This window comes from Paraburkholderia phytofirmans OLGA172, assembly GCF_001634365.1.
GTDB lineage: Bacteria > Pseudomonadota > Gammaproteobacteria > Burkholderiales > Burkholderiaceae > Paraburkholderia.
In genome coordinates, this window is record NZ_CP014578.1 from 3740842 (window position 1) to 3762928 (window position 22087).

Annotated in this window: 21 protein-coding genes; 9 read left to right on the forward strand and 12 right to left on the reverse strand. The window is 60.5% G+C overall.

Annotation, left to right across the window (positions count from 1 at the left end; translation table 11 throughout):
* Positions 1 to 102 precede the first annotated feature (102 nt).
* Both clpA and clpS read right to left on the reverse strand, forming a co-directional pair.
* Entirely contained in the window at positions 103 to 2400 is a 2298-nt protein-coding gene (clpA, locus tag AYM40_RS16420) for an ATP-dependent Clp protease ATP-binding subunit ClpA (RefSeq protein WP_063497131.1), read from the reverse strand.
* Positions 2397 to 2711, reverse strand: coding sequence for an ATP-dependent Clp protease adapter ClpS (clpS, locus tag AYM40_RS16425; RefSeq protein WP_006050100.1), 315 nt, complete (start codon positions 2709 to 2711; stop codon positions 2397 to 2399). The genes clpA and clpS overlap by 4 nt, the downstream gene beginning before the upstream one ends.
* A gap of 555 nt (positions 2712 to 3266) precedes the next feature.
* Here clpS and AYM40_RS16430 point away from each other — a divergent pair.
* A complete protein-coding gene (locus AYM40_RS16430) occupies positions 3267 to 3473 on the forward strand; it encodes a cold-shock protein (RefSeq protein ID WP_007180614.1) in 207 nt (68 codons plus the stop codon).
* Between the two features lie 291 nt (positions 3474 to 3764).
* Here the strand turns inward: AYM40_RS16430 and AYM40_RS16435 are convergent, their stop codons facing one another.
* The 4 genes from AYM40_RS16435 to AYM40_RS16445 all read right to left on the reverse strand — a co-directional run bounded on the left by AYM40_RS16435 (position 3765) and on the right by AYM40_RS16445 (position 6770).
* Positions 3765 to 4574 (reverse strand): hypothetical protein, encoded by an 810-nt coding sequence (locus tag AYM40_RS16435; RefSeq protein WP_063497132.1) that lies wholly within the window; start codon positions 4572 to 4574, stop codon positions 3765 to 3767.
* Between the two features lie 439 nt (positions 4575 to 5013).
* Positions 5014 to 5151: a hypothetical protein gene (locus AYM40_RS41410; protein ID WP_158515285.1), complete on the reverse strand. Its 138-nt coding sequence runs from the start codon at positions 5149 to 5151 to the stop codon at positions 5014 to 5016.
* A complete protein-coding gene (locus AYM40_RS16440) occupies positions 5148 to 6194 on the reverse strand; it encodes a hypothetical protein (protein ID WP_063497133.1) in 1047 nt (348 codons plus the stop codon). Before AYM40_RS16440 ends, AYM40_RS41410 begins: the two co-directional genes overlap by 4 nt.
* Positions 6195 to 6362: 168 nt before the next feature.
* Complete coding sequence (locus AYM40_RS16445) at positions 6363 to 6770, reverse strand: hypothetical protein (RefSeq protein WP_148662190.1); 408 nt, start codon at positions 6768 to 6770, stop codon at positions 6363 to 6365.
* A gap of 684 nt (positions 6771 to 7454) precedes the next feature.
* On the opposite strand from AYM40_RS16445, the gene AYM40_RS16450 reads away from it, so the two are divergent.
* From AYM40_RS16450 to AYM40_RS16460, 3 genes are all read left to right on the forward strand, one after another.
* Positions 7455 to 7982: a hypothetical protein gene (locus tag AYM40_RS16450; RefSeq protein ID WP_063497135.1), complete on the forward strand. Its 528-nt coding sequence runs from the start codon at positions 7455 to 7457 to the stop codon at positions 7980 to 7982.
* 67 nt (positions 7983 to 8049) lie between these two features.
* Positions 8050 to 8520, forward strand: coding sequence for a hypothetical protein (locus AYM40_RS16455; protein WP_063497136.1), 471 nt, complete (start codon positions 8050 to 8052; stop codon positions 8518 to 8520).
* 64 nt (positions 8521 to 8584) lie between these two features.
* Positions 8585 to 8833 carry a hypothetical protein gene (locus AYM40_RS16460; protein ID WP_063497137.1) on the forward strand — a complete coding sequence of 83 codons (249 nt, stop codon included), beginning with the start codon at positions 8585 to 8587 and terminating at the stop codon, positions 8831 to 8833.
* Between the two features lie 515 nt (positions 8834 to 9348).
* Here the strand turns inward: AYM40_RS16460 and AYM40_RS16465 are convergent.
* The 6 genes from AYM40_RS16465 to icd form a co-directional block, all read right to left on the reverse strand.
* Positions 9349 to 12201, reverse strand: a complete 2853-nt coding sequence (locus AYM40_RS16465; protein WP_063497138.1) for a DUF927 domain-containing protein — start codon at positions 12199 to 12201, stop codon at positions 9349 to 9351.
* A 78-nt stretch (positions 12202 to 12279) separates the two neighbouring features.
* Positions 12280 to 12558, reverse strand: a complete 279-nt coding sequence (locus tag AYM40_RS16470) for a hypothetical protein (protein WP_063497139.1) — start codon at positions 12556 to 12558, stop codon at positions 12280 to 12282.
* Positions 12548 to 13180: a hypothetical protein gene (locus tag AYM40_RS40320; protein WP_148662191.1), complete on the reverse strand. Its 633-nt coding sequence runs from the start codon at positions 13178 to 13180 to the stop codon at positions 12548 to 12550. Before AYM40_RS40320 ends, AYM40_RS16470 begins: the two co-directional genes overlap by 11 nt.
* Positions 13177 to 13389, reverse strand: coding sequence for a helix-turn-helix transcriptional regulator (locus AYM40_RS16475; protein WP_063497140.1), 213 nt, complete (start codon positions 13387 to 13389; stop codon positions 13177 to 13179). The genes AYM40_RS40320 and AYM40_RS16475 overlap by 4 nt, the downstream gene beginning before the upstream one ends.
* A 282-nt stretch (positions 13390 to 13671) precedes the next feature.
* Complete coding sequence (locus AYM40_RS16480; protein WP_063497141.1) at positions 13672 to 14928, reverse strand: tyrosine-type recombinase/integrase; 1257 nt, start codon at positions 14926 to 14928, stop codon at positions 13672 to 13674.
* Between the two features lie 177 nt (positions 14929 to 15105).
* Positions 15106 to 16362: an NADP-dependent isocitrate dehydrogenase gene (gene icd, locus AYM40_RS16485; protein WP_063497142.1), complete on the reverse strand. Its 1257-nt coding sequence runs from the start codon at positions 16360 to 16362 to the stop codon at positions 15106 to 15108.
* 338 nt (positions 16363 to 16700) lie between these two features.
* On the opposite strand from icd, the gene AYM40_RS16490 reads away from it, so the two are divergent.
* From AYM40_RS16490 to AYM40_RS16510, 5 genes are all read left to right on the forward strand, one after another.
* The gene (locus AYM40_RS16490; protein ID WP_063497143.1) at positions 16701 to 17270 is read left to right on the forward strand and encodes a pseudouridine synthase; all 570 of its coding nucleotides are present in this window, start codon (positions 16701 to 16703) and stop codon (positions 17268 to 17270) included.
* A 455-nt stretch (positions 17271 to 17725) separates the two neighbouring features.
* Complete coding sequence (locus AYM40_RS16495) at positions 17726 to 17920, forward strand: hypothetical protein (RefSeq protein WP_063497144.1); 195 nt, start codon at positions 17726 to 17728, stop codon at positions 17918 to 17920.
* Between the two features lie 145 nt (positions 17921 to 18065).
* Positions 18066 to 18572, forward strand: a complete 507-nt coding sequence (locus AYM40_RS16500; RefSeq protein ID WP_063497145.1) for a DUF192 domain-containing protein — start codon at positions 18066 to 18068, stop codon at positions 18570 to 18572.
* A gap of 313 nt (positions 18573 to 18885) precedes the next feature.
* Positions 18886 to 20991: an elongation factor G gene (fusA, locus tag AYM40_RS16505; protein WP_063497146.1), complete on the forward strand. Its 2106-nt coding sequence runs from the start codon at positions 18886 to 18888 to the stop codon at positions 20989 to 20991.
* A 205-nt stretch (positions 20992 to 21196) separates the two neighbouring features.
* On the forward strand, positions 21197 to 21712 hold the full coding sequence (locus tag AYM40_RS16510) for a cupin domain-containing protein (protein ID WP_063497147.1): 516 nt from the start codon (positions 21197 to 21199) through the stop codon (positions 21710 to 21712).
* Positions 21713 to 22087: the final 375 nt, after the last annotated feature.

Consider the following 22087-nt stretch of genomic DNA (forward strand, 5'->3'; position numbering starts at 1 on the left):
AACGTTCCGGGCACGCGGCCGGAACGCAAAAAGCAGAACGGCGCGGGGTTTAACCCGCGCCGTTCTGCTTTCAGAGCAACGACTGAAATTTACCCGCCTGACTTACTCGACCTCAACCGCTTCCGGATTCGGATTGCGCGGCGCCGGATGTTCGTCGAAGGTCAACTGCACCTTGTCTTCCGCATCCACGTCGACCGTCACGCGACCGCCGTTCATCAGCTTGCCGAACAGCAGTTCGTCGGCCAGCGCGCGACGGATCGTGTCCTGGATCAGACGCTGCATCGGCCGCGCACCCATCAACGGATCGAAACCGTGCTTGGCGAGATGCTTGCGCAGCGCGTCGGTGAAGAGCGCATCGACCTTCTTCTCGTGCAACTGATCTTCCAGTTGCATCAGGAACTTGTCGACCACGCGCATGATGATTTCTTCATCCAGCGAGCGGAAGCTGATCGTTGCGTCCAGACGGTTACGGAACTCAGGCGTGAACATGCGCTTGATGTCGACCATTTCGTCGCCGGTTTCCCGGCGGTTCGTGAAGCCGATCACCGCCTTGCCCATTGCCTCGGCGCCCGCGTTCGTCGTCATGATGATGATGACGTTGCGGAAATCCGCCTTGCGGCCGTTGTTGTCCGTCAGCGTGCCATGGTCCATCACCTGCAGCAGCACGTTGTAGATGTCCGGATGCGCCTTCTCGATTTCGTCGAGCAGCAGCACGCAATGCGGCTTCTTCGTGACGGCTTCAGTCAGCAAACCACCCTGATCGAAACCGACATAGCCCGGTGGCGCGCCGATCAAACGGCTCACCGCATGGCGCTCCATGTATTCCGACATGTCGAAGCGGATCAGCTCGATCCCCAGCGTGAACGCCAGTTGCTTCGCCACTTCCGTCTTGCCGACGCCCGTTGGGCCGGAGAACAGGAACGCACCGATCGGCTTGTCCAGCTTGCCCAAGCCCGCACGCGCCATCTTGATCGCGGCCGACAGTGCGTCGATGGCCGGGTCTTGCCCGAACACCACGCTCTTCAGATCGCGATCCAGCGTTTGCAGCTTGCTGCGATCGTCTTGCGACACGCTTTGCGGCGGGACGCGAGCAATCTTCGAGATGATTTCTTCGATCTCGTTCTTGCCGATGGTCTTCTTCTGCTTCGACTTCGGCAGGATGCGTTGCGCCGCGCCAGCTTCGTCGATCACGTCGATCGCCTTGTCCGGCAGATGACGATCCGTGATGAAGCGTGCCGACAATTCAGCCGCCGCCGACAATGCACCCGACGAATACTTCACGCCGTGATGCTCCTCGAAGCGGGACTTCAGCCCGCGCAGGATCGCCACCGTCTGTTCGACGGTCGGTTCGGTCACGTCGACCTTCTGGAAACGGCGCGACAAAGCCGCGTCTTTTTCGAAGATGCCGCGATATTCCGTGAACGTGGTCGCGCCGATGCACTTCAGCGTGCCCGACGACAACGCCGGCTTCAGCAGATTCGATGCGTCCAGCGTGCCGCCCGACGCGGCGCCCGCGCCGATCAGCGTATGAATTTCGTCGATGAACAGAATCGCGTGCGGACGTTCCTTCAATTCCTTGAGGACCGTTTTCAGACGTTGCTCGAAGTCGCCACGATACTTGGTGCCGGCGAGCAGCGCGCCCATGTCGAGCGAATACACCTGCGCATCGGCCAGAATGTCCGGCACTTCGCCGCGCGTAATACGCCAGGCGAGCCCTTCGGCGATCGCGGTCTTGCCGACACCGGCCTCACCGACCAGCAGCGGATTGTTTTTGCGCCTGCGGCACAGCACCTGCACCACGCGCTCGACTTCCGACTCGCGCCCGATCAGCGGGTCGATGCGGCCGTCTTTCGCCATCTGGTTCAGGTTCTGCGTGAACTGGGCGAGCGGCGTTTCCTTCTGCGCGGCGGCTTCGTCGGACTCGGCATTCGCGTCGCTCGCTTTCGCGGCGTCCGTGCTGCTCGTCTTGGCGATGCCATGCGAGATGAAATTCACCACATCCAGACGCGTCACGCCCTGCTGCTGCAGGTAGTAGACCGCATGCGAGTCCTTCTCGCCGAAGATCGCCACCAGCACATTCGCGCCGGTCACTTCCTTCTTGCCGTTCGAGGTGGATTGCACATGCATGATCGCGCGCTGGATCACACGCTGGAAACCCAGCGTGGGCTGCGTGTCGACGTCATCCGTGCCAGGCACGGTAGGCGTGTTGTCATGAATGAAGTTGCGCAGGTTCTGGCGCAGATCCTCGATATTGGCCGCGCATGCACGCAACACCTCCGCGGCCGTTGGATTGTCCAACAGTGCCAACAAAAGATGTTCGACCGTGATGAACTCGTGCCGCGCCTGGCGTGCTTCCATGAACGCCATGTGCAGGCTGACTTCCAGTTCCTGGGCAATCATGCTTCCTCCATCACACACTGCAGCGGATGCCCGGCCTGCCGTGCGTGGGTAACGACTTGCTCGACTTTGGTCGACGCGATGTCCCGCGTATAGACCCCACAAACTCCCCTGCCCTCGCGATGCACCTTCAACATGACCTGAGTTGCGGTTTCGCGATCTTTATTGAAATATTCCTGCACGATCATCACGACAAATTCCATTGGCGTGAAGTCGTCATTCAGCAGCACCACTTTGTACATGGAAGGCGGCTTCAGCTTCTTTTCCTGCCGCTCCAGTACGGTGCCGTCCTGCTTGTCCGGGATAATCGCCATACACGCATTCTAAACAACTAGGACAGGCCCGCAATCCTGTCAAAACCCGGCCAACCGGCCGGTAAGCCCGTTCGCTACCGTCTGATGGGGGATTACCCCCAAAAGCGTTGCGTCATTCGACGAGCCGATTGCGGAGCCGGCCCCTATCCAGTGATGCGTCGCAGCCGTGCTGCGCCGCAGTCGGATCGAGTATCGCACAACCTGCCAATGCTGGCTGAGGGCACCGGCCCGGTCAGCTGACGGTGCGCGACCCGCAGAACAGCATGTGAGTCGATTATGCGACTTTTCAAGACGGCTCGCTTGGGCAACCGCACATAACAAAACAAAAGCCGGAAAAACCCTGGAAAACGCCTGTTTGCAACGCGACAACGGCATCTCAAAATCTTCTTGACACTCGAATAAAGAGCCTCAACAATCAAGCTGGCACTTTTTTCACTGAGCCATAATTCGAAAAAATGCCGATGGTGAGCTTGTGAGGAGGGAGCGGCTGCATCGCGCGGTCGTCGAGCTTTTCGAGGGCTCGTGGTAGTGACATGAGTTACAGGGGAAGTTGGAATGGCAACTGGTACGGTCAAATGGTTCAATGACGCAAAAGGTTTCGGATTCATCACGCCTGACGAAGGTGGTGAGGATCTGTTTGCACACTTCTCGGCCATCCAGATGAATGGGTTCAAGACCCTCAAGGAAGGTCAAAAAGTAACCTTCGAGGTCGTGCAAGGCCCGAAAGGCAAACAGGCATCGAACATCCAGGCACCTGCCTGAAACAGTTCGTTACCCGTCCTTTGAAACCCGGCTTCATGCCGGGTTTCTTTTTTGGGCCGGCGCGTTCTAATTCCTTCTGGTTTCAGCCCGCTCGTTACCCCACCCGGAGGCGTCTATAACGCGAGCTTCCCAAATATCGGGTCTTCGTTTCCCTTTCCGTGGGCTTTCGATGCCCTCCCTGCGTCGGTGCAAGGCCCGCGCGCGACGCCGGCAGCAGCAAGCTGCTGACATCGGGCCTGCAAAAAGTCGCGTCCGCCTCACGAACTGAGGCACGCGCTCTTCCGCACCCCGCTATCCGCCGACACGACGCGCTTCCGAACACTGTATCTCCAGACTGCGGGCGAGGTCGCCCTCATAGACCGCAATACCTTGATGGCGCAGATTCGACCGCGCGTCGACTGCGGGCGTAATGCCGATGCTTTCTAGAAGCCGACAGAAAGCATAGTCTTCCGATAAGTACGTTCGCGTTTCCGGATCGATCATGGTGTCGAAAAACGCGTAACAAAACGCCGCCTCGTCACCCACATCCAGTTCCGGACGACCGGCGAGTTTGGACCGGTACTGAAGCTCGGGAAAGCGCTGGATCAACGTCAGAAATACCTCCCGCTGGATCAGCATAAAGCCGGTCGGCGCGTAGAGAACATCGAGAAAACCGTCTGCATCTGGCTCCAACGCGTCCTCGCGAGCCACTGCGGGATACATGGCGTGGCGCGCGCGAAAATCGGCCTTGGTGGAACCGGCGGGCAGTGAGTGCTCCAGACCGGCCGCCGGCCAGCCGTCGATTTTCAGCGGATAGACACCCGCCACCACCGGCCGATCGGCCTGGAGCAGGCGAACCACATCTGCACCTTTGAATCCGATATCGCCATCGATCCACAGAAGGTGTGTGAATCTGTCATCTGCAAGAAACTCCGCCACCATCGTATTGCGCGCGCGGGTAATCAGACTGTCGAAGCTGTTAAAGGCGACGTTAACGCCAAAGCCATATTCAGGCGCGGCGCCGTACAAATCCAGAAGGCCAAGGACGTAGTCGGTCGTCACAACGGCACCATAGCTGGGCGTCGCAACATAAACGTTTGCAGTGATTTTCTTGTGAGCCATCGTCTGCTCCCTCGGATCAGGAAGTTGAAAAGAAGTGGGAATCAGGGGAAACGGTCCCTGCCAATTGGCGGAAGCGAACCATCCAAAGGGCTTACGATAACCGACCCCATGACATTCGCATCTCAATAACGGCTCGAGGAAAAAGCGCGGAATGCGCCTACGCTGCCAGGATCCGCCATTGCGCTCGTCGGAAATCGTCGATTGCGTACGTCGATGTTGGATTCCGAAAAGAACAAAAAACCCCGGCCACTCACGGTGCCGGGGTTCTGAATTCGAGCCGGAGAAGCCGGCGCGAATTGCCTTCGATCATTCTGTGTAAATTGCCCGAAAAGCCTTGCCAGTTATAGAGAACCGATTTACACACTTCGAATTCCCCTCAGAATTCCCCTCACTATCTCCCGCCTACCCCTCTTCCGGATCATTCGGGTAGCGGCCACTGTTACCAGGAGCTCTCGCCGCAGCAGCAATCGGGAACGAGCGGACTCATACCGTCCGGATGCGTGGCGATGTAGTTGCGCGCGAATCCGATGCAGCCTTGCAGGCTCAGACACAGCGCGACGATGGCGGCGGTTTTCATTGCTCGTCGCCCTCTTCCGGTTCGAACGGATAGGCTGGCGGCTCGCCAGGATACTTCTCGCCTCTGACCGCCTCGTCGTCGGTTTCCCACGGCAAGCCGAGTACGGCGAAGGTTGCCATCTCGATCTCGCCGTCGATCATCCAGCCGTAGTCGGTGAGCTTGCGCTTCTCGGCGTCGTCAATGGTGCGGTACACGTTGCCGAGGCAGGTGAGCAGCACCGTAAAAGCCGCATCGTCTGCGCTTTGCAGGTCGTACGCCTCTTTCAGGTACTCGCCCATCTGCTCGACGCTGTTCCACGGCTGCACCGCGTATTCACTCGCCGCATCGCCCTTACCCTCAAGCAGCTCGCCCAGTGCACGCATGTCGGTCACGTCCTGCGCGGCCGCGTCAGGTGCATTGCCGGCGAAGTACTCGCCGCGCCGAGCGACGCACTTCGCATATGCCTGGCGGATCAGCTCGCTCACCACGTCGACGGAGGTGAGCAGCGGCCTTTCTGTTGCGCACTCGTGCGCCGTGACCAGTTGTTCAAGTCGCTCCTGCTCATCGCCGTCCACCGGCAGGCCAGCGAAAAGATTGGTGTAATCGCCGGCGATGCCCTCAAGCGTGAGCGCAACGTCATCTTCGCTCTCGCCCTTGTTGAGCTGCGCGAGCGCCTGATACACGTCGCGGCAGAGCACCGCGCACGCCTGCTGGATCGCATTGAGATCGTCTTCGGCATCCGTGGCGTTGATGCTATTGGCGAGAATCTCGCGAATGTAGGCGGCCAAGCCGCCCGGGTTCCACTCGCCGACCGTCTCGTAGGTGTCGTTCTTGCCGGCGAGCGTATCGGCCAGCGCATAGAGCGCCGTGTCGATCGCCTTGATGGAGTCGTCGCGGCTGATCTTTCCGGCCGAGGATTGCCCGACGCTGGCGGCGATCGTGCCGATGAACGCGCGCACGAGCTCCGACACGACGCGCGGGTCGCCAAGGTAAGGCTTGCCGCTGTTGGCCTTTGCGAGTGCGATGTGCAGCCCGGAGGAACCGGGTTTGGTGCTTGTGTCCATGGTTGATCCTTGTTGCCCGTATGCTCGGGCAAGGTATAAGGGGGGAGAACCGGCCGGCCACGTGGTCGGCGCGGCTTCCTCAGTGGCTCAGCAATGCCTCATGCACGAGCGTGTCGCGCGTCGTGCGCCGCCACGGCCGCAATCGCTGCCCGAGAAGGGCGAGCTCTTCTAGCTGCAGGGGCTCGTCGGATCGGCCGCTATGTGCGCCAACACGGGCGGCTTGAGGCCGCGCGTATAGAAGGGCTGAACGCCGGCGCGCACGAGCGTTGTGCCATCGCCGGCCGCCGTGATGATCAACCGGCCAAACACATGATCGTTTCTGGTTTGAGACCAGCCGCCGCCGTAAAGATCGATCGTCTGCTCGGTGATATCCGGGTAGTACTGCCCGTCAGGCACGAGGGTGTCGAACGATCCGCAGCGCCGCACGCGCTCCATCACCCCGCGAAACACCTGCGCCGGTGTGGCGGCGACGGTGGTTTGCTCCCAGGTGAAGTCCGTTTCTGTGAGCTGGCCGGCCGGTGTGGCGCAAGCCGAGAGCAGGGTTAGGAGGGCGAGCAGGACAGTTCTTTTTCTCATTTTCACCCCGTCTGAAGTTATTGTTGGCGGGCAATTATTGCGTCCGGCGGCGCAAACCTCCAGTCCATTCTTTCCCCGTGACGCGATATACGCCCGCCGTTGCCTCCATCTTTTTATAGCTAGCAAATTCGAATCGAGCTCCATGAGAGGGGATCGGCCTGAAAGGCTTGCCACACATACTTCTTGGTCGGTTAAGGTGTGTTTTTTGGCAATGTACGGCTCATCGACCATCAAACCCGTCGCCATGCCACGACCGAAACTCAAGCGCGGCCCTCGCTGCTGCCTCAGGACGCGCCGCCAGCAGCCGATCGTTGAAGTGGTAAAGGCTGGGCATCAGGTCCATCGTGGCGAGCGCCAGTGCAATCCTGCGTGTAGTGGTTTGCTCATCTTTCTGTTCTCCGTCTTCGAATCCTCTGCCTGCACTTTCTTACGCTGTCCCTTCAATGCCCTCATGGCAAATTCCCGAAACGCTATATGGGGTGCCGTCAAGAAACGGACTTTTTCGTACGTTAGCGGCAACTTCGTCGGGTTAGGGTCTAAATCGTTGACGAAACGGCATCAGCCAATGGCAAAATCGGCTCTAATCTGACGTGTTTTGCGCCCCTGCCTGACGTCCAGCTGAGGTGTACCTCAATCGGACGCTGTTGCTCGTGGCGGCACCCCTTTTATCATCGTGAGGCAGCTATGGGCAACGGCGCAACCACCGCGAACGTGCTACTCGGCATCTTCAACGCTTACATGCTGCTGCGCTCGCGGATTGTCATGTTGCGGGTTGTGCCGATTATCCCGATGGACGGCCCCGCCATTGCGGAGAACCCCGACACCTACGAGATCCGCGTGCAGGTGGTGAACCTCAGTTCGATCCCGGTCTATGTGGACGAGATCGGGCTGAAGCACCGGAACCGCGTAGAGGGTGTCCTCAAGTTCCGCGCACCGCCCAACCGGCCCTATCCGATCCTGCTCAATGCGCGCGAAGCGATTTACGTGCAACCGGCGCCGGACGATTTCATGCGGGTCGTGGCCGACCGGTTCAGCTGCGGTTACGCACGCACGGCATGCGGACGCAGGCGTCGAGGCACCAGCCCGGCGCTGCAGACGCAGGAACTACTGTTACTGGAAAGCCAAGGTGCTTCACGACTGGCCCGTACCGGCCTGCGCCTGCGTCACGCCGGCCAGCGGATCGCGGGCCAGGTGGCCGCTGTTTTCGGATAGGTAGTTCTCGCACGGTTCGACCGTCTTTCCGTTTCGATGACCCACAAGCCACACCCACGGGGGCAGCATGAACAGGCAACACGGAATCGCGACGGCTTTTATCGCCTTCTTGGCATCAGCTATTGCTCTCCTGGTTAGTGGGGCTGCGGTTGCTTCCGATTCGTACTTATGCATCGCGGATCTAAGCACCGGCTTTTCTTTTAACAAAGACACCGGGGAGTGGCATCGCGCCAACTTCGCAGCAGGCGAAAAATACGTTCTGAGCAAGGCCAAAGAAGGTGGGTGGGTCGTGAGGGAGATGGGACAAGAGCACCCACTACTACGCTGTCCGGGCGACTTCAACGCGGGTAACAACCTAATCTGTTCGGATGGAATCAACGACTTCCGCATGAACCGCCACCTATTGCGGTACTTAAAGGCCTTTCTCATCGGCTACTACGTAGATTACAGCGACTTGAGGGGCTTACCTGGCATCCCTGAAATGAAGGAAGGCGGTGATACGCCCGAGCTCGAAATTGGGAAGTGCACGCCAATTTAGGGGCGGCCATGTGAACATAGGCCATCTCGACCGACCGAACGTCAATCAATCAAGGAGATCGGCAATGGTTAACAAAACCTATGCTTTGAAGCCTGACGATCAAGCGAAGTTGATTTCGTATGCGCGCCGCTATAGGAGCATTCGGACAACCATCAACGAGACAAATCAGACAATGACCGTGTGGACCACTTGGCCAGGCAACGACGAACCATCATCTATCGCGGACCAATTCCAGTTGCAGGTGGTATCAAACGACCCGCCGAAAATGCCGGATGACGAGTATCGACGGCGTGTAGAAGGAAAACCCAGCTGATAGGGTGGCTCGACGCGGACTGTAGGCAAAACGTCCTGTGTGCACGAGGTAATCATCAAAATTGGGGCGCGTGAGTGGTGGAAGGACCGCGCTGCTCCGCGTCGCGGTCCTTTTCGCCGGCTAGCATGGATGTTCTCTACCGCTACCGGTTTAAGGCTGTGGCGTTAGCGTACGAAAAAATCCGCTTCTTGACGGCACCCCTATATGTGTTTGAAAACCACCGCCAACACCGCCAAACCGCCAACTCGGCCCGCAGCCCCTTATCCAGCAAGGGTTTTGCTGTTGGCGGTAGTGTTGGCGGTCGCCGATTTCCACCGCCAACACCACCAGCAACACCAGCGCAAAATGTGATGCGTCGCCGCCAAACCGCCAACACCGCCAACAAACCGCCAACAGAGAAACCCTTATCCAGTAAGGCTTAGAAGGTAGAGTTGGCGGTTTGGCGGTGTTGGCGGTCGTTTCTCGCGCATATGCGCGTGCGAGAGCGAGGGGAGAGAGAACCGACGCCGCAGCGCCTATTCGCCGCCCCCCTCTGTATCGCCGTCAGCCTTGCGCGGATGCACCCGGTACACCATGCCTGCGGGTTTGCCTGCATTCACCGTCCACGAGTCCCGCCGCCCCCGATCAAGCATCCCGGCCTCATGCAATACTTGGCAGGCGCGGCGCAGTTCATATCCGGCTACGACCTCTCCTTTGAACCCGGCGGGCAGTACCAGAAACACCGGCTCGCCGTCTACGTAGCGTCGATAACCGAGAATGTTGTGCGCGGTCGGCTCGGCGGCCGGGTCGATGGGCAGAAGCACGAAGCGCCCGAGCTCGTTCGCGCGAAGGATGCCGTCCACCTGTTCCAGCAACCGCTCGTTGTCGCGATCATGCGTGCCGAATGCCTGTAGCCATCGCGCCCATGCGGCCATCACCCATGTGCGAGCTTCATCCCGCGTCCACCCGGTCAGGGCGGCCTCGGATGCCATCTCCGCGGCCGCAACCAGCACGCCCCACTTCCGCGTGGCCCGCTTGGCTGGCGGCGCAGCATCGGGGTGCGCGTCCTCCACAGCTTGCAGCATGTGCGCCTGGGTAGATTCCACCCAATCCTTGACCTCGCCGCGATGTGTCGTCAGCCATTCGACAAACGCCCGGCCCGCCGTGCCGTAATTGGCACGGGCGGCAGCGGTAAGTTCCTTGGCGAACACGTCGCCGTCCTTGTACCCGTGGATGCTGTCAAAGGCGCGGTATGCGCCCATGTCGGCAGGAACGTCGAGCAGGCGGATTTCCTGCCCGCCGCGCGGTGTCTGCCCGCCTTCCGCGAGGTATTGCGCCATGCTTACCTCGCCCGTGCTGACCATCGTCAGACGCCACGAGCGCGACGCCACCACTCCGCCATCCTTGGTGCCCTGCAGCCGCGAGACACCGTTGAGCATCTGGTAGATCGCCGGGCCGATCTTGCGGGCATCCCCGGCCCCGATTTCGTCCAGGTACAGCAGCCCATCATTGGCATATTCCGCCGTGCGGGTGAGGCCGTAGGAAGTGCCGTCCCATGTGTGCATCACGTCGGCAGGATTGCCCCAAACCGACGCGGCACAATCGCCCGCCGTACTCTTGCCGCTCGATGTGGTGGTGTACAGGTGCAGCCCGATACCATCACGCGCCCCGATCAGCGACAGCAGCGGCCCGGCGAACGCACACGCTATAGAGGCGGCTATGAGCGGATTTTCCCGCGCCATGCTCCCTACGGTGTCCCGCCACGCTTCAAGCGAGCCAGCGGGCTTGTAGGCCGATTGCTTTGGCGTTCCGCCGTTGTAGAACAGTGGGCGGTCCGGTGTGCCGACGAACTCCCCGGACGCCAGCACATACGCGCCGTGCTGCCAGCCAGTAAGGCCGACAATTTCGTACCACGTCGTGCCGCCCTCGCGCTGGACGTACTCCGCCAGCTTGTACCGGGGGCGCTGCTCCGCCGCGACGTGCAAACCCAGCCCGCGCAGCACCGCCCATCCGTCGCGCTCGCCTATGTCACGGGCAGGCATGGCATGGCGGATGACTTCGCCGCTTCCGGCCCGCCTGAACTCCATCAAGCGGTATTGCTGCCCGCTGTCGTCCCGCCCCGTGCCCATCATTTTCAGCTCGCTACACAGCCACATTGGCACCGTGTAGGAGGCCGCACCGCTGTCCTTGTCGCGCTTGACACCGATGTAGTACAGGCCGCCGTCGATGACCGCGTAGCGGGGCTCCAGCTCGCCAGCGTCGTCGCCTTCACTCACGGTTACCGCACGGTCGTCCATTGACAAGGGCGGCGCGCGCCTGCCCCGTTTCTCGCTGACCGGAAGCTCGGCGTCCACCTCACGCGCCGCCTCAATCGCCGCCTTCACGACATCCGTGCCGCGCGCCGTGTGCAAGTCGTTGAAGTCGGTCTGCGCTGGCTCGCGATTCGCACCGAAGGCTGGCACGGACAGCTTGCCGCCGACCGCCTGCGCGGCCTTCACGGCGGTTTCGTGGGGTTCGCTACTCGCCTTGTCCAGATCGGCCAGCAGCACCAATTCGGCATCCGGATAACACTCGCGCATCGCTTTCCCCGCCGCCGCCATCTGGCCCACCGATAGCGAGGCAATCGCCGGATAGCCCGTGCATTGGCTGGCGGATAGCGCCGTGGCGACGCCCTCCGCGATCAGCACTACCTCAGGCGCATCCGGCATCTTCTGCGCCGCCCAATATCCGCCAGCCTTCGCGCCGCCAGCCAGCGCGGATTTGCGCCCGTCGCCGTCGATCATTTCAAGCGTGGACAGCTTGCCGCCCACCTTCACCGGCGCAATCAGGATGCGGCCCGATAGCAAGTCGTCGCCACGCTTCGGCTGATACCCGATCAGCGCGGCCAGCTTGCTCACCTCAATCTCGCGCAGCGTGTCCGCCGGTTGAACGCCCTTGCGCGTCAGGTAGGGATGGTCGGCGCGGGCGGGCGTCGCTGCGCGCCACACGGTTTCGCCCAGCCCCGCCGCACTGATAGCGCGTATTTCGCGGTCTCGCGCTTCCTGCTCGGCGCGCTTCTCTCTCTCGGCGCGGCGTCGCTCCATCTCGGCAGAATCGACGGTTGATGCGCCGCCCCCGTGTGAATCGAAGCCGTGTTCAATCGCGACGAAAAATAGCGTGCTGATCGTAATGCCGCCGCCCGCCGACAGTGAGCGCCATGTGTCCCGTGCATCAGAGGCCGAATAGTTGGCAGCGCCCTGGCTCCACATATCGAACAGGTCGAAACCGGTGTCGGCCAGTTCATGCTTGAGCGCAGCAGCGATGCGAAACCACTGTTCGCGCTCAATGTCGGGCGGAATACTGAATAACGCCGCCTCGATGCGTTGATACTCGTCAATTACGGCGCTCATTCGCCTCCCGCTGTAAGTACTCCTCAGCGCAATGAAAACGCCGAAACTCGCCCGCCGAATGATCTCGACAGAATCCTCTCATCGCCGGCTCTCCACGCTGCTCGGCCATTCGGCAAGAGATTCCAAGAGCTCATCCGCAGCGTCATTGGCTGACTGGGCGAGCTCAGCGAGCAGACGCAGCAGCTCGGCGTGAAGATGCCGCGGGAGGAAGTCCGTTTCACCGCTAGCCGCTACAGTGGCGAGGGCCGCGACGCGTGCGATGGCGGTCTGAAGATGTTCGGCGGCATCATGCGAAGCGATGGCCTCGAACGGCGAGGGCGCGCCAATGTAGCCAGTGCAAAGGCGTTCATGCCGCATAGCGAGCCTCCGACCGAGCGAGTTCAGCGATGACGATGAGCGCGCCGCCAAGAACGTCGATAGCGCCGTTGGGCGTAGGCTCTACAGCAGCGTCGCGCAGGGCGCGATTGATGATCTGGTTGAGGTTTTGCGATTGCTCGGGACGAGTGGGGATACGGCGCATTAAGCGGCCTCCTATCGATTTGGATAGAGACCTGCCGCCCGCTGTCAAACGGGGTGGGCAGGTCATTGAACCGGTTGACAGACAGGCTCGATAGGAAACCTGCGCATCCGAAGATGCCCGGCCCAAGACCCACCCGCTGGAGGATGCGTGCAAAGGCATACGGACGTAAAAAAACCGCACAGTGGCGGTCGCCCGCCCATCGAATTCCCGACTGTCAAATCGGTGCGCTGTTGTTTCAGCGGCGCGCTCAGTATAGCGCGCCACCAAAGGTTTACAAGTACCGGCAACGTTCAGCATGTTCCGCCCCCCGTCTGCGCAGCGTCCAGCAGCATCAGCAGGACGGCGCTCACTAGCAACCAGCATTGCTGGCTTGCGCTCAGGGTCCGGCGTCGCGCTCGTGCGCAACCAGACGAAAGTCGGATCGTTGGTGGGTTCAATATGGGTGTACAGCGCGCTCATGCTGGCTCCGCGCGGTAGCCAGCCGGATCGGCTAAAAATTCCTCGATTGCAGAAAGGCGCCAGCCGACGGCGCGCGGGCCCAAAGCAAGACTCGGCGGGAAGCTGCCGTTTTTCTGACGAGCGTATATCGTAGAACGGCTAAGCCCGGTGACGGCCTTTACCTGTTTAAGGCGCAGGATGGCGAGTGCGGTTCTGATTTGTTCAGCCATGTTTCATGGTTCCTTCAAAGCAAATGGTTAAACGAACGCACCGCCGCCATCCGTGAACTACGGATGAACAACTCGTGCGTTGTGAAAACCCGCGCCTGAAGAACGTCTGATTGGCGAGCCGAACCCCGTTAGGGGAACACGCTCCATGAAATGGAGCGCAACTGAAGAATGAGGTGTTTGAAACCGACCGTTGATACACAAACCGAATGCGGCGATATTACCATCTATCGGAACGCATTGGTTTACTCTGGACTACCGGCCTAGCCCGAAGAACGTCCCGCGTCAGGCCGACTTAGCCTTGATGCTCACCACGTTCCCTGCGGCGGAGATTGCCGCTTGCCGGTCGATCTCGTCGGCTAGGTACTGAAGCGCGCGCCGCCGCTCAGCCTCCAGCTCGTGATGGTGATAGCTCGCCGCCGTCTGGCTCCGCTCCGTGTGCGCCAGCAGCAGTTCAACCACGTCCCGGCTGAATCCATGCTCACGCAACAATGTCGCCGCCGTGCCGCGTGTGCCGTGCGGCGAAAACTCCGCTACGCCGAAGTCCATTCGCTTGAACAGGTGATTGAGCGTCGCATCAGCCATCGGCACCACGGCGCGGAACGCGGACGGGAACACGTATTCCAGATCACCGGTAAGCGCGCGCTGTACCTCCAACAGTTCGAGTGCTTGCGTGGACAGATAGACGCGATGCGGCCGGCGCGACTTCATGCGCTCGGGGGGAATGTCCCACTGCGCTTTATCAGTGTCGATCTCGGACCACTTCGCGCGCAGCACTTCGGCCTTTCGACACATGCTGTACATCAGCAGCTTGACCGCCGCCGTGGTGGACGGGTGTGCGCCCTGCTTCCCCACTGCCCGCCAGAAGGCTCCGATCTCCGATTCGCTCAGGTGCCGGTGATGCTCGGCCTTCGGAACCTGGATGACGCCGCGCAGCGCCAATGCCGGGTTCGTTTCGACCAGTAGTTTCTGGATCGCGTAGTTGTACACCTGCTGAATCAGCACGCGGACGTTCTCCGCCGTGTTCGGCGTGTCGCGCCGCTTCTCAATGATTGCCAGCACGTGAGCGGGCTTCACATCATCCAACGCCTTGCAGCCGATATCCGGCCACACGAACCGATCCAGAAGGGACCGCATCTGCTTACGGTAGCCATCCGACTTGCTGCCCAAGCGCTCTTCCAACCACTTGATGGAAAACGCCTTGAACTGCCCCTCGTCCGCTTTCAGTTCCGCACGTGCCTTGCGCTCAGCTTCGTCCGCGCGCTTGTGTGCAGCTGGGTCGCTACCCTGCTCCACCATCGCGCGGTATTCTGTGTGCCGGTCCCGCGCATCAGCCACACCAATTTCCGGGTAACGGCCGATGGTGACTTCGCTGCGCTTGCCGTCGAGTGAGTACTGGTAAATCCATGTCTTCGCACCGCGCGGCATCACCAGCACGTAAAGGCCACCGCCGTCCGTGATCTTGTACGGCTTTTCTTGAGGCTTGGCGTTGTTCAGCCGCGTCGGCGTCAGGGTGTAATTGAAGTGTCGGCTGCGGGCCATTTTATTCCCCCTCACTAGTGAGGAATTCGAGGTCAATTCCTCACAATTCCCCTCAGATTTCCCCTCACTAACTCCCGGAATTCCTCACATCTCGCTGGACGTGAAAAAACAAAAACCCCGGCGACACGCAGTGTACACCGGGGTTCGCCGGATTTCTCCGGAACTTGCTGGAAGTGCCTACATGTTTTCGATCAGCACCTGACCAAACCCTGAACAGGACACTTGCGTCGCGCCTTCCATCAAGCGCGCGAAGTCGTACGTCACCCGCTTTTGCAGAATCGACTTTTCCATCGACTTGATGATCAGGTCGGCCGCTTCAGTCCAGCCCATGTGACGCAGCATCATCTCAGCCGAGAGAATTTCCGAACCCGGGTTCACGTAGTCTTTGCCAGCGTACTTCGGCGCAGTGCCGTGCGTGGCTTCGAACATGGCGACCGAGTCCGACATGTTCGCACCCGGCGCAATCCCGATGCCGCCGACTTGCGCGGCCAGCGCGTCCGACACATAGTCGCCGTTCAGGTTCAGCGTGGCGATCACGTCGTATTCAGCCGGACGCAGCAGGATCTGCTGGAGGAACGCATCGGCGATCACGTCTTTCACCACGATGTCGCCACCCGTTTTCGGGTTCTTGATCTTCATCCACGGACCGCCGTCGATCAGCTCCGCGGCGAATTCCTTCTGCGCCAGCCCATAACCGTAATCGCGGAATGCGCCTTCCGTGAACTTCATGATGTTGCCCTTGTGCACCAGCGTGACCGAGCGGCGCTCGTTGTCGATCGCATACTGGATCGCCTTGCGCACGAGGCGCTCCGTGCCTTCGCGCGACACCGGCTTGATACCGATCCCCGAGGTTTCCGGGAAGCGGATCTTCTTCACACCCATTTCTTCGCGCAGGAACTTGATGACCTTCTTTGCCTGTTCCGACTCGGCTGGCCATTCGATGCCGGCATAGATATCTTCCGAATTCTCGCGGAAGATCACCATGTTGGTCTTCTCAGGCTCACGCACCGGCGAAGGCACGCCCTTGAAGTACTGCACCGGCCGCAGGCAAACATACAGATCGAGTTCCTGACGGAGCGCGACGTTCAGCGAACGGATGCCGCCGCCAACCGGCGTGGTGAGCGGACCCTTGATCGAGACGACGTATTCCTTCAGCACCTGCAACGTTTCTTCCGGCAGCCACACGTCCGGGCCGTACACCTTGGTCGACTTCTCGCCGGCGTAGATTTCCATCCAGTGGATTTTCCTCTTGCCGGCATAGGCCTTTTCTACTGCGGCATCCACCACCTTCAACATCACCGGTGTGATGTCGAGGCCCGTACCGTCGCCTTCGATATATGGAATGATCGGCTGGTCGGAAACGTTGAGCGAGAAATCTGCGTTGACAGTGATCTTGTCACCGCCGGTAGGAACCTTGATGTGCTGATACGGCATGATCGGACTCCAGTGAAGACTGTGCTGAAAGCTGATGGGAGACTGCGGAAACTGGGTGCTCCTCGCTACGCGCAATGCCGGACGCCCGCGAGCGGCCTGGTCGTCTATTCTAGCCCACGCCGGCGCAGCAACGAGGCCGTAACGGCTCGGGGTTTTCCAACATTGTCTAAAATCAACAACCAGCAAGCCGCTTATTCTTATGTCTTATACAAGACACAAGAATTGCAGCGACTCGTTATGCATTATTATTTCGCCATTTACTATCGGGCCAACGCCTCCCCGCCCTGCGTGCCACGTCCCCGCCGCAACGGCGCCGCTCGACCTTCATCGATTCCCTTATGCGACTTCTCGCCCTGAACAAACCGTTCGGCACCATCTGTCAGTTTTCGCCGCACGAAACGCGGGCGTCGCTGGCCGACTGGGTGAAAGTGCCCGGCGTCTATCCGGCGGGCCGGCTCGATTCCGATAGCGAAGGGCTGCTACTCCTCACTGACGACGGTGCCCTGCAAGCGCGCATCGCGGAACCGCGCCACAAACTTGTCAAACGTTACTGGGCGCAAGTGGAAGGCGCGGTCGATGATGCCACGCTGAAGAAGCTCGCGCGCGGCGTCGATCTCGGCGATTACGTGACGCGTCCCTGCCGCGCTGACTACGTCGAGCCGAGCGACTCGCTATGGGCCCGCACGCCGCCGATCCGCTATCGCGCCGCGATTCCGACCACGTGGATCGAATTGTCGATCACCGAAGGCAAGAACCGTCAGGTGCGACGCATGACCGCTGCGGTCGGTTTTCCGACGTTGCGCCTCGTGCGCGCCGGTATCGGCGCACTCGATATTTTTTCGCTCGGACTTCAACCGGGAGAGTGGGTTGAATTGCCGCTGAAGGCGCCATGGGAAGGCATCATCTGAACCCGTTTGCCGGCGCGCCATGCCCGAACTGAACCTGCATCAAAACAGTATTCTGAACCGTGGCAAAAAAGCTAACTCGTTGTATCCGCAAACAAATTAGCGCGTGAAACCAATATAAAAAACGCGTGAAACAATTACGCCCGCGATCGCCGCACAGCCACTCATTTGCATCAGCACCCCGGCATATAAATTTTCCGCAAAAATCACGTCAACCGGTGCGCGAGCTCACGCGTTATTCGACGCAGATGCCGCCCGAAGCTATCCGGCATTCAGCCTTAAGGGCCTTTGCACAAGCCGCATGCGCGGTAAGTACGGGGAGTCTGAGCGCTAAGCAGACGCGTCGAAAAATTTGTTCGATGCGGCTGTCAACCGAAAGGTGGATGGCACGTTTACCGACATGACTCTACATATAACCGGGTCATTTGGTTAATTAACTCAAGCTGAGGATTCACAAAATGAACAAACTGATCGCCGCTCTGGTCGCTGGCCTCTTCGCAACGGCAGCATTCGCACAAGCTTCGGCTCCGGCAGCAGCTTCGGCAGCTCCGGCAGCAGCAGCTTCGTCGGCAAAGAAGACCACGAAGCACGCTCACAAGAAGGCGCACAAGAAGGCAGCAGCAGCTGCTGCAGCTTCGGGCGCTTCGGAGTAAGTTTGTTGTAAAAACGCAGTCAAGAACTAGCTTCATTGCCGTTCTTACGGCGTTGAAAGGCAGATCACCGCAAGGCGATCTGCCTTTTTGTTTTTGACGCGCTCGCGTAACATTCGCGGGTTAATTTCCAGCAAGGAGTCATGCCGTGCGATTTCCCATGCGCTCGTTGGTTGCGCGTTTCGCTGTTGCCGTTGTATTGCCGCTCGCCGCGATGTCGTTCGCCGCGACCACCGCCGCCCCCGCTCATGCACAACAGATGCCGGCCGGCGCAAAGCAGCCCGGCGACTTTCCTCGCGCGAAGCTGACGGCGGGCATGTTCGTGATCGACGCAGCCGTCGCCGCTAACGACGCCGACCGCGAACAAGGTCTGATGTATCGCACGACTCTCGCGCCGAATGAGGGCATGTTGTTCGTCTTCAACGAAAACGCCGTGCATTGCTTCTGGATGAAGAACACGTTGATCCCGCTGTCGATCGCTTTCATGCGCGCCGACGGCACAGTCACCGACATCGACGAAATGCAGGCCGAGACCACCAACAATCACTGTCCGAAGAACAACGGCGTGTATGCATTGGAAATGAGCAAGGGTTGGTTCTCGTCGAAAGGCATCAAACCGGGGATGAAAATCCAGGGATTGCCGGCCGCGCAATAAAAGCACGCCGACCACCGCAACGCCCGCCGCTCCTTCAGCGGCCGCTTTTCAGAAAAGCCGGCGCCCATCACCAGGGCACCGGCTTTTTTTGTGTTCCGCGTGGTGCGGGCCATCCACGGAACCGCGCAGCAGAGGTCCGCGCCGCGCCGTGAGCCCATACCAGCAGGCCGTCACGCGCGGCTGGCAAGATTCCTGCAAAAGACAGGCCGACGCGCTATCCTAGTATTCTTAGCACAGCAGCACCCAGGCTCCCCGGGCAGCACAGGCTGCCGCCCGGCAAGCGTTTCAGGCGCGCCATTTCAAGGAGGTTCACGTGCCCCGCAAGACTCCCATCGAGCGCTACCGGAATATCGGCATTAGCGCCCACATCGACGCCGGCAAAACCACCACCACCGAACGCATCCTGTTCTACACAGGCGTGACCCACAAGATCGGCGAGGTTCACGACGGTGCTGCGACGATGGACTGGATGGAACAGGAGCAGGAGCGCGGCATTACCATCACGTCGGCGGCGACCACCGCCTTCTGGAAGGGCATGGCCGGCAACTATCCTGAACACCGGATCAACATCATCGACACCCCGGGCCACGTCGACTTCACGATTGAAGTGGAACGCTCGATGCGCGTGCTCGACGGCGCATGCATGGTGTACGACTCGGTCGGCGGCGTGCAGCCGCAGTCCGAAACCGTGTGGCGCCAGGCGAACAAGTACAAGGTGCCGCGCATTGCGTTCGTCAACAAGATGGACCGTGTCGGCGCGGACTTTTTCCGCGTGCAGCGGCAGATCGGCGATCGCCTGAAGGGCGTCGCGGTACCGATCCAGATTCCGGTCGGCGCGGAAGATCATTTCCAGGGCGTGGTCGACCTCGTCAAGATGAAGGCGATCTACTGGGACGAAGAGAACCAGGGGATCAAATTCGAGTACCGCGACGTCCCGGCGGAACTCGCGGCTACCGCGAAGGAATGGCACGACAAGATGGTCGAGGCCGCCGCTGAAGCCAGCGAAGAGCTGCTCGACAAGTACCTGCATGGCGGTACGCTGACCGAAGAGGAAATCAAGCACGGCATTCGTGTGCGCACCATCGCCAACGAGATCGTGCCGATGCTGTGCGGCAGCGCGTTCAAGAACAAGGGCGTGCAGGCCATGCTCGACGCGGTGATCGACTATCTGCCGTCGCCGGTCGACATTCCCGCCATCACGGGCCACGACGAACACGACAAGGAAATCGAGCGTCATCCGCGCGACGACGATCCGTTCTCGGCACTCGCCTTCAAGATCATGACCGACCCGTTCGTCGGCCAGCTGATCTTCTTCCGCGTGTATTCGGGCGTGGTGAATTCGGGCGACACCGTCTACAACGCGGTCAAGGAAAAGAAGGAACGCCTCGGCCGGATTCTGCAGATGCATGCGAACGAGCGCAAGGAAATCAAGGAAGTCTACGCGGGCGACATCGCCGCGGCAGTCGGCCTGAAGGAAGCGACCACCGGCGACACGCTGTGCGATCCGCAGCACGTGATCATTCTCGAACGGATGATCTTCCCGGAACCGGTGATTTCGCAGGCCGTCGAGCCGAAAACCAAGGTCGACCAGGAGAAGATGGGCATCGCGCTCAATCGTCTGGCGCAGGAAGACCCGTCGTTCCGCGTGCAGACGGACGAAGAATCTGGCCAGACCATCATCTCCGGAATGGGCGAGTTGCACCTGGAAATTCTGGTCGACCGGATGAAGCGCGAGTTCGGCGTCGAGGCGACCGTCGGCAAGCCGCAGGTTGCTTACCGCGAAACGGTGCGCAACAAGATCGAAGATGTCGAAGGCAAGTTCGTCAAACAGTCGGGCGGCCGCGGCCAGTACGGCCACGCGGTGATCACGCTCGAGCCGGCGCCGCAAGGCAAAGGCTACGAGTTCGTCGACGCGATCAAAGGCGGCGTGATTCCGCGCGAATACATTCCGGCCGTCGACAAGGGCATTCAGGAAACGCTGAAGGCTGGCGTGCTGGCGGGCTATCCGGTGGTCGACGTGAAAGTGACGCTGACCTTCGGTTCGTACCACGACGTCGACTCGAACGAAAACGCATTCCGCATGGCCGGTTCGATGGCGTTCAAGGACGCGATGCGCAAGGCCAAGCCGGTGCTGCTCGAACCGATGATGGCCGTCGAAGTGGAAACGCCCGAAGACTTCATGGGCAACGTGATGGGCGACCTGTCGAGCCGTCGCGGCATGGTGCAAGGCATGGAGGACATCGCCGGCGGCGGCGGCAAGCTGGTGCGCGCCGAAGTGCCGCTCGCGGAGATGTTCGGCTATTCGACGTCATTGCGCTCGGCAACACAAGGCCGCGCGACGTACACGATGGAGTTCAAGCACTACGCTGAAACGCCGAACAACGTCGCGGAAGCCGTGATCAACGCAAAGCATAAGTAAGCACCACGGGTTGCAACAGCCCATCTGCTGCGACCCGCACTGCAACGAAGGCAGACAGCAAAAGGCCCGTCCCCTGTGTGATGGGCCTTTTTTTCGTGCGTGACGCGGCTTACGGCGGCAGGCAACACGCGCGCTTTTGAACGTGCAAAAATGCCAGACGGCGCCGCGCCCAGCACCCGGACGGCCGCCCACGAGGAGACACATCATGAGCCAGGATCACGAACACCCGCATTACAAGGATGAGCATCCCTCAGCGCCGATCGACTGGCGCGAGCACGGCGTCAAGGTGATCAAGGGCGACCAGCTCGACAGCAATACCGCGCAAACGCCGGGCATGAACCGTGCAGCGGCGATCAACGCGGCGCGCGTCGGCGCGCAGAAAATCTGGGCCGGCACTGTGACGATTCATCCGAATGCAAAGACCGGCGCGCATCATCACGGCGCGCTCGAAAGCGTGATCTACGTCGTGCGTGGCCAGGCACGCATGCGCTGGGGCGAGCATCTGGAGTTCACGGCCGAAGCCGGCCCGGGCGACTTCATCTTCGTGCCGCCCTACGTGCCGCATCAGGAGATCAACGCGAGCACCGACGATCCGCTCGAATGCGTGCTGGTGCGCAGCGACAATGAAGCGGTGGTGGTGAATCTGAACATCGACGCGGTGGAAGCACCGGAAACGGTGTTCTGGGTCGATCCGATTCACAAGCATCCGCACGATCACTAAATCCCGCTTTGCCGTGCCCTCGCCAGCCGGCTACGGTTGCCAGGTCAATCCAACTTGCCTGGCTAGGCGAATCGATAAGGTTTCCGCGGCTTCAGCGACGCATCGGCTTCAGCAGCGCATCGGCGCACCGGCGATTCCCGCGCTGCGGCATCGTGCACATTGTGTGGACCATGCGAGACAAGCCGCCGGCCGTTGTCGTGACGACACACACCGGCCCTTTTATGCACCAAACCGGAACCGGACCGCGCCGCAGGCGCTCCGAACCGGCAGGCAATCGCTTACACTGAAACCGCTTTTCAGCACCGCAGTTCACTGCAGCTTTTCGTCATTGCAATAAGCCGCCCTGTCGCGCACATCCGGCGCGGCCCTTCAGAA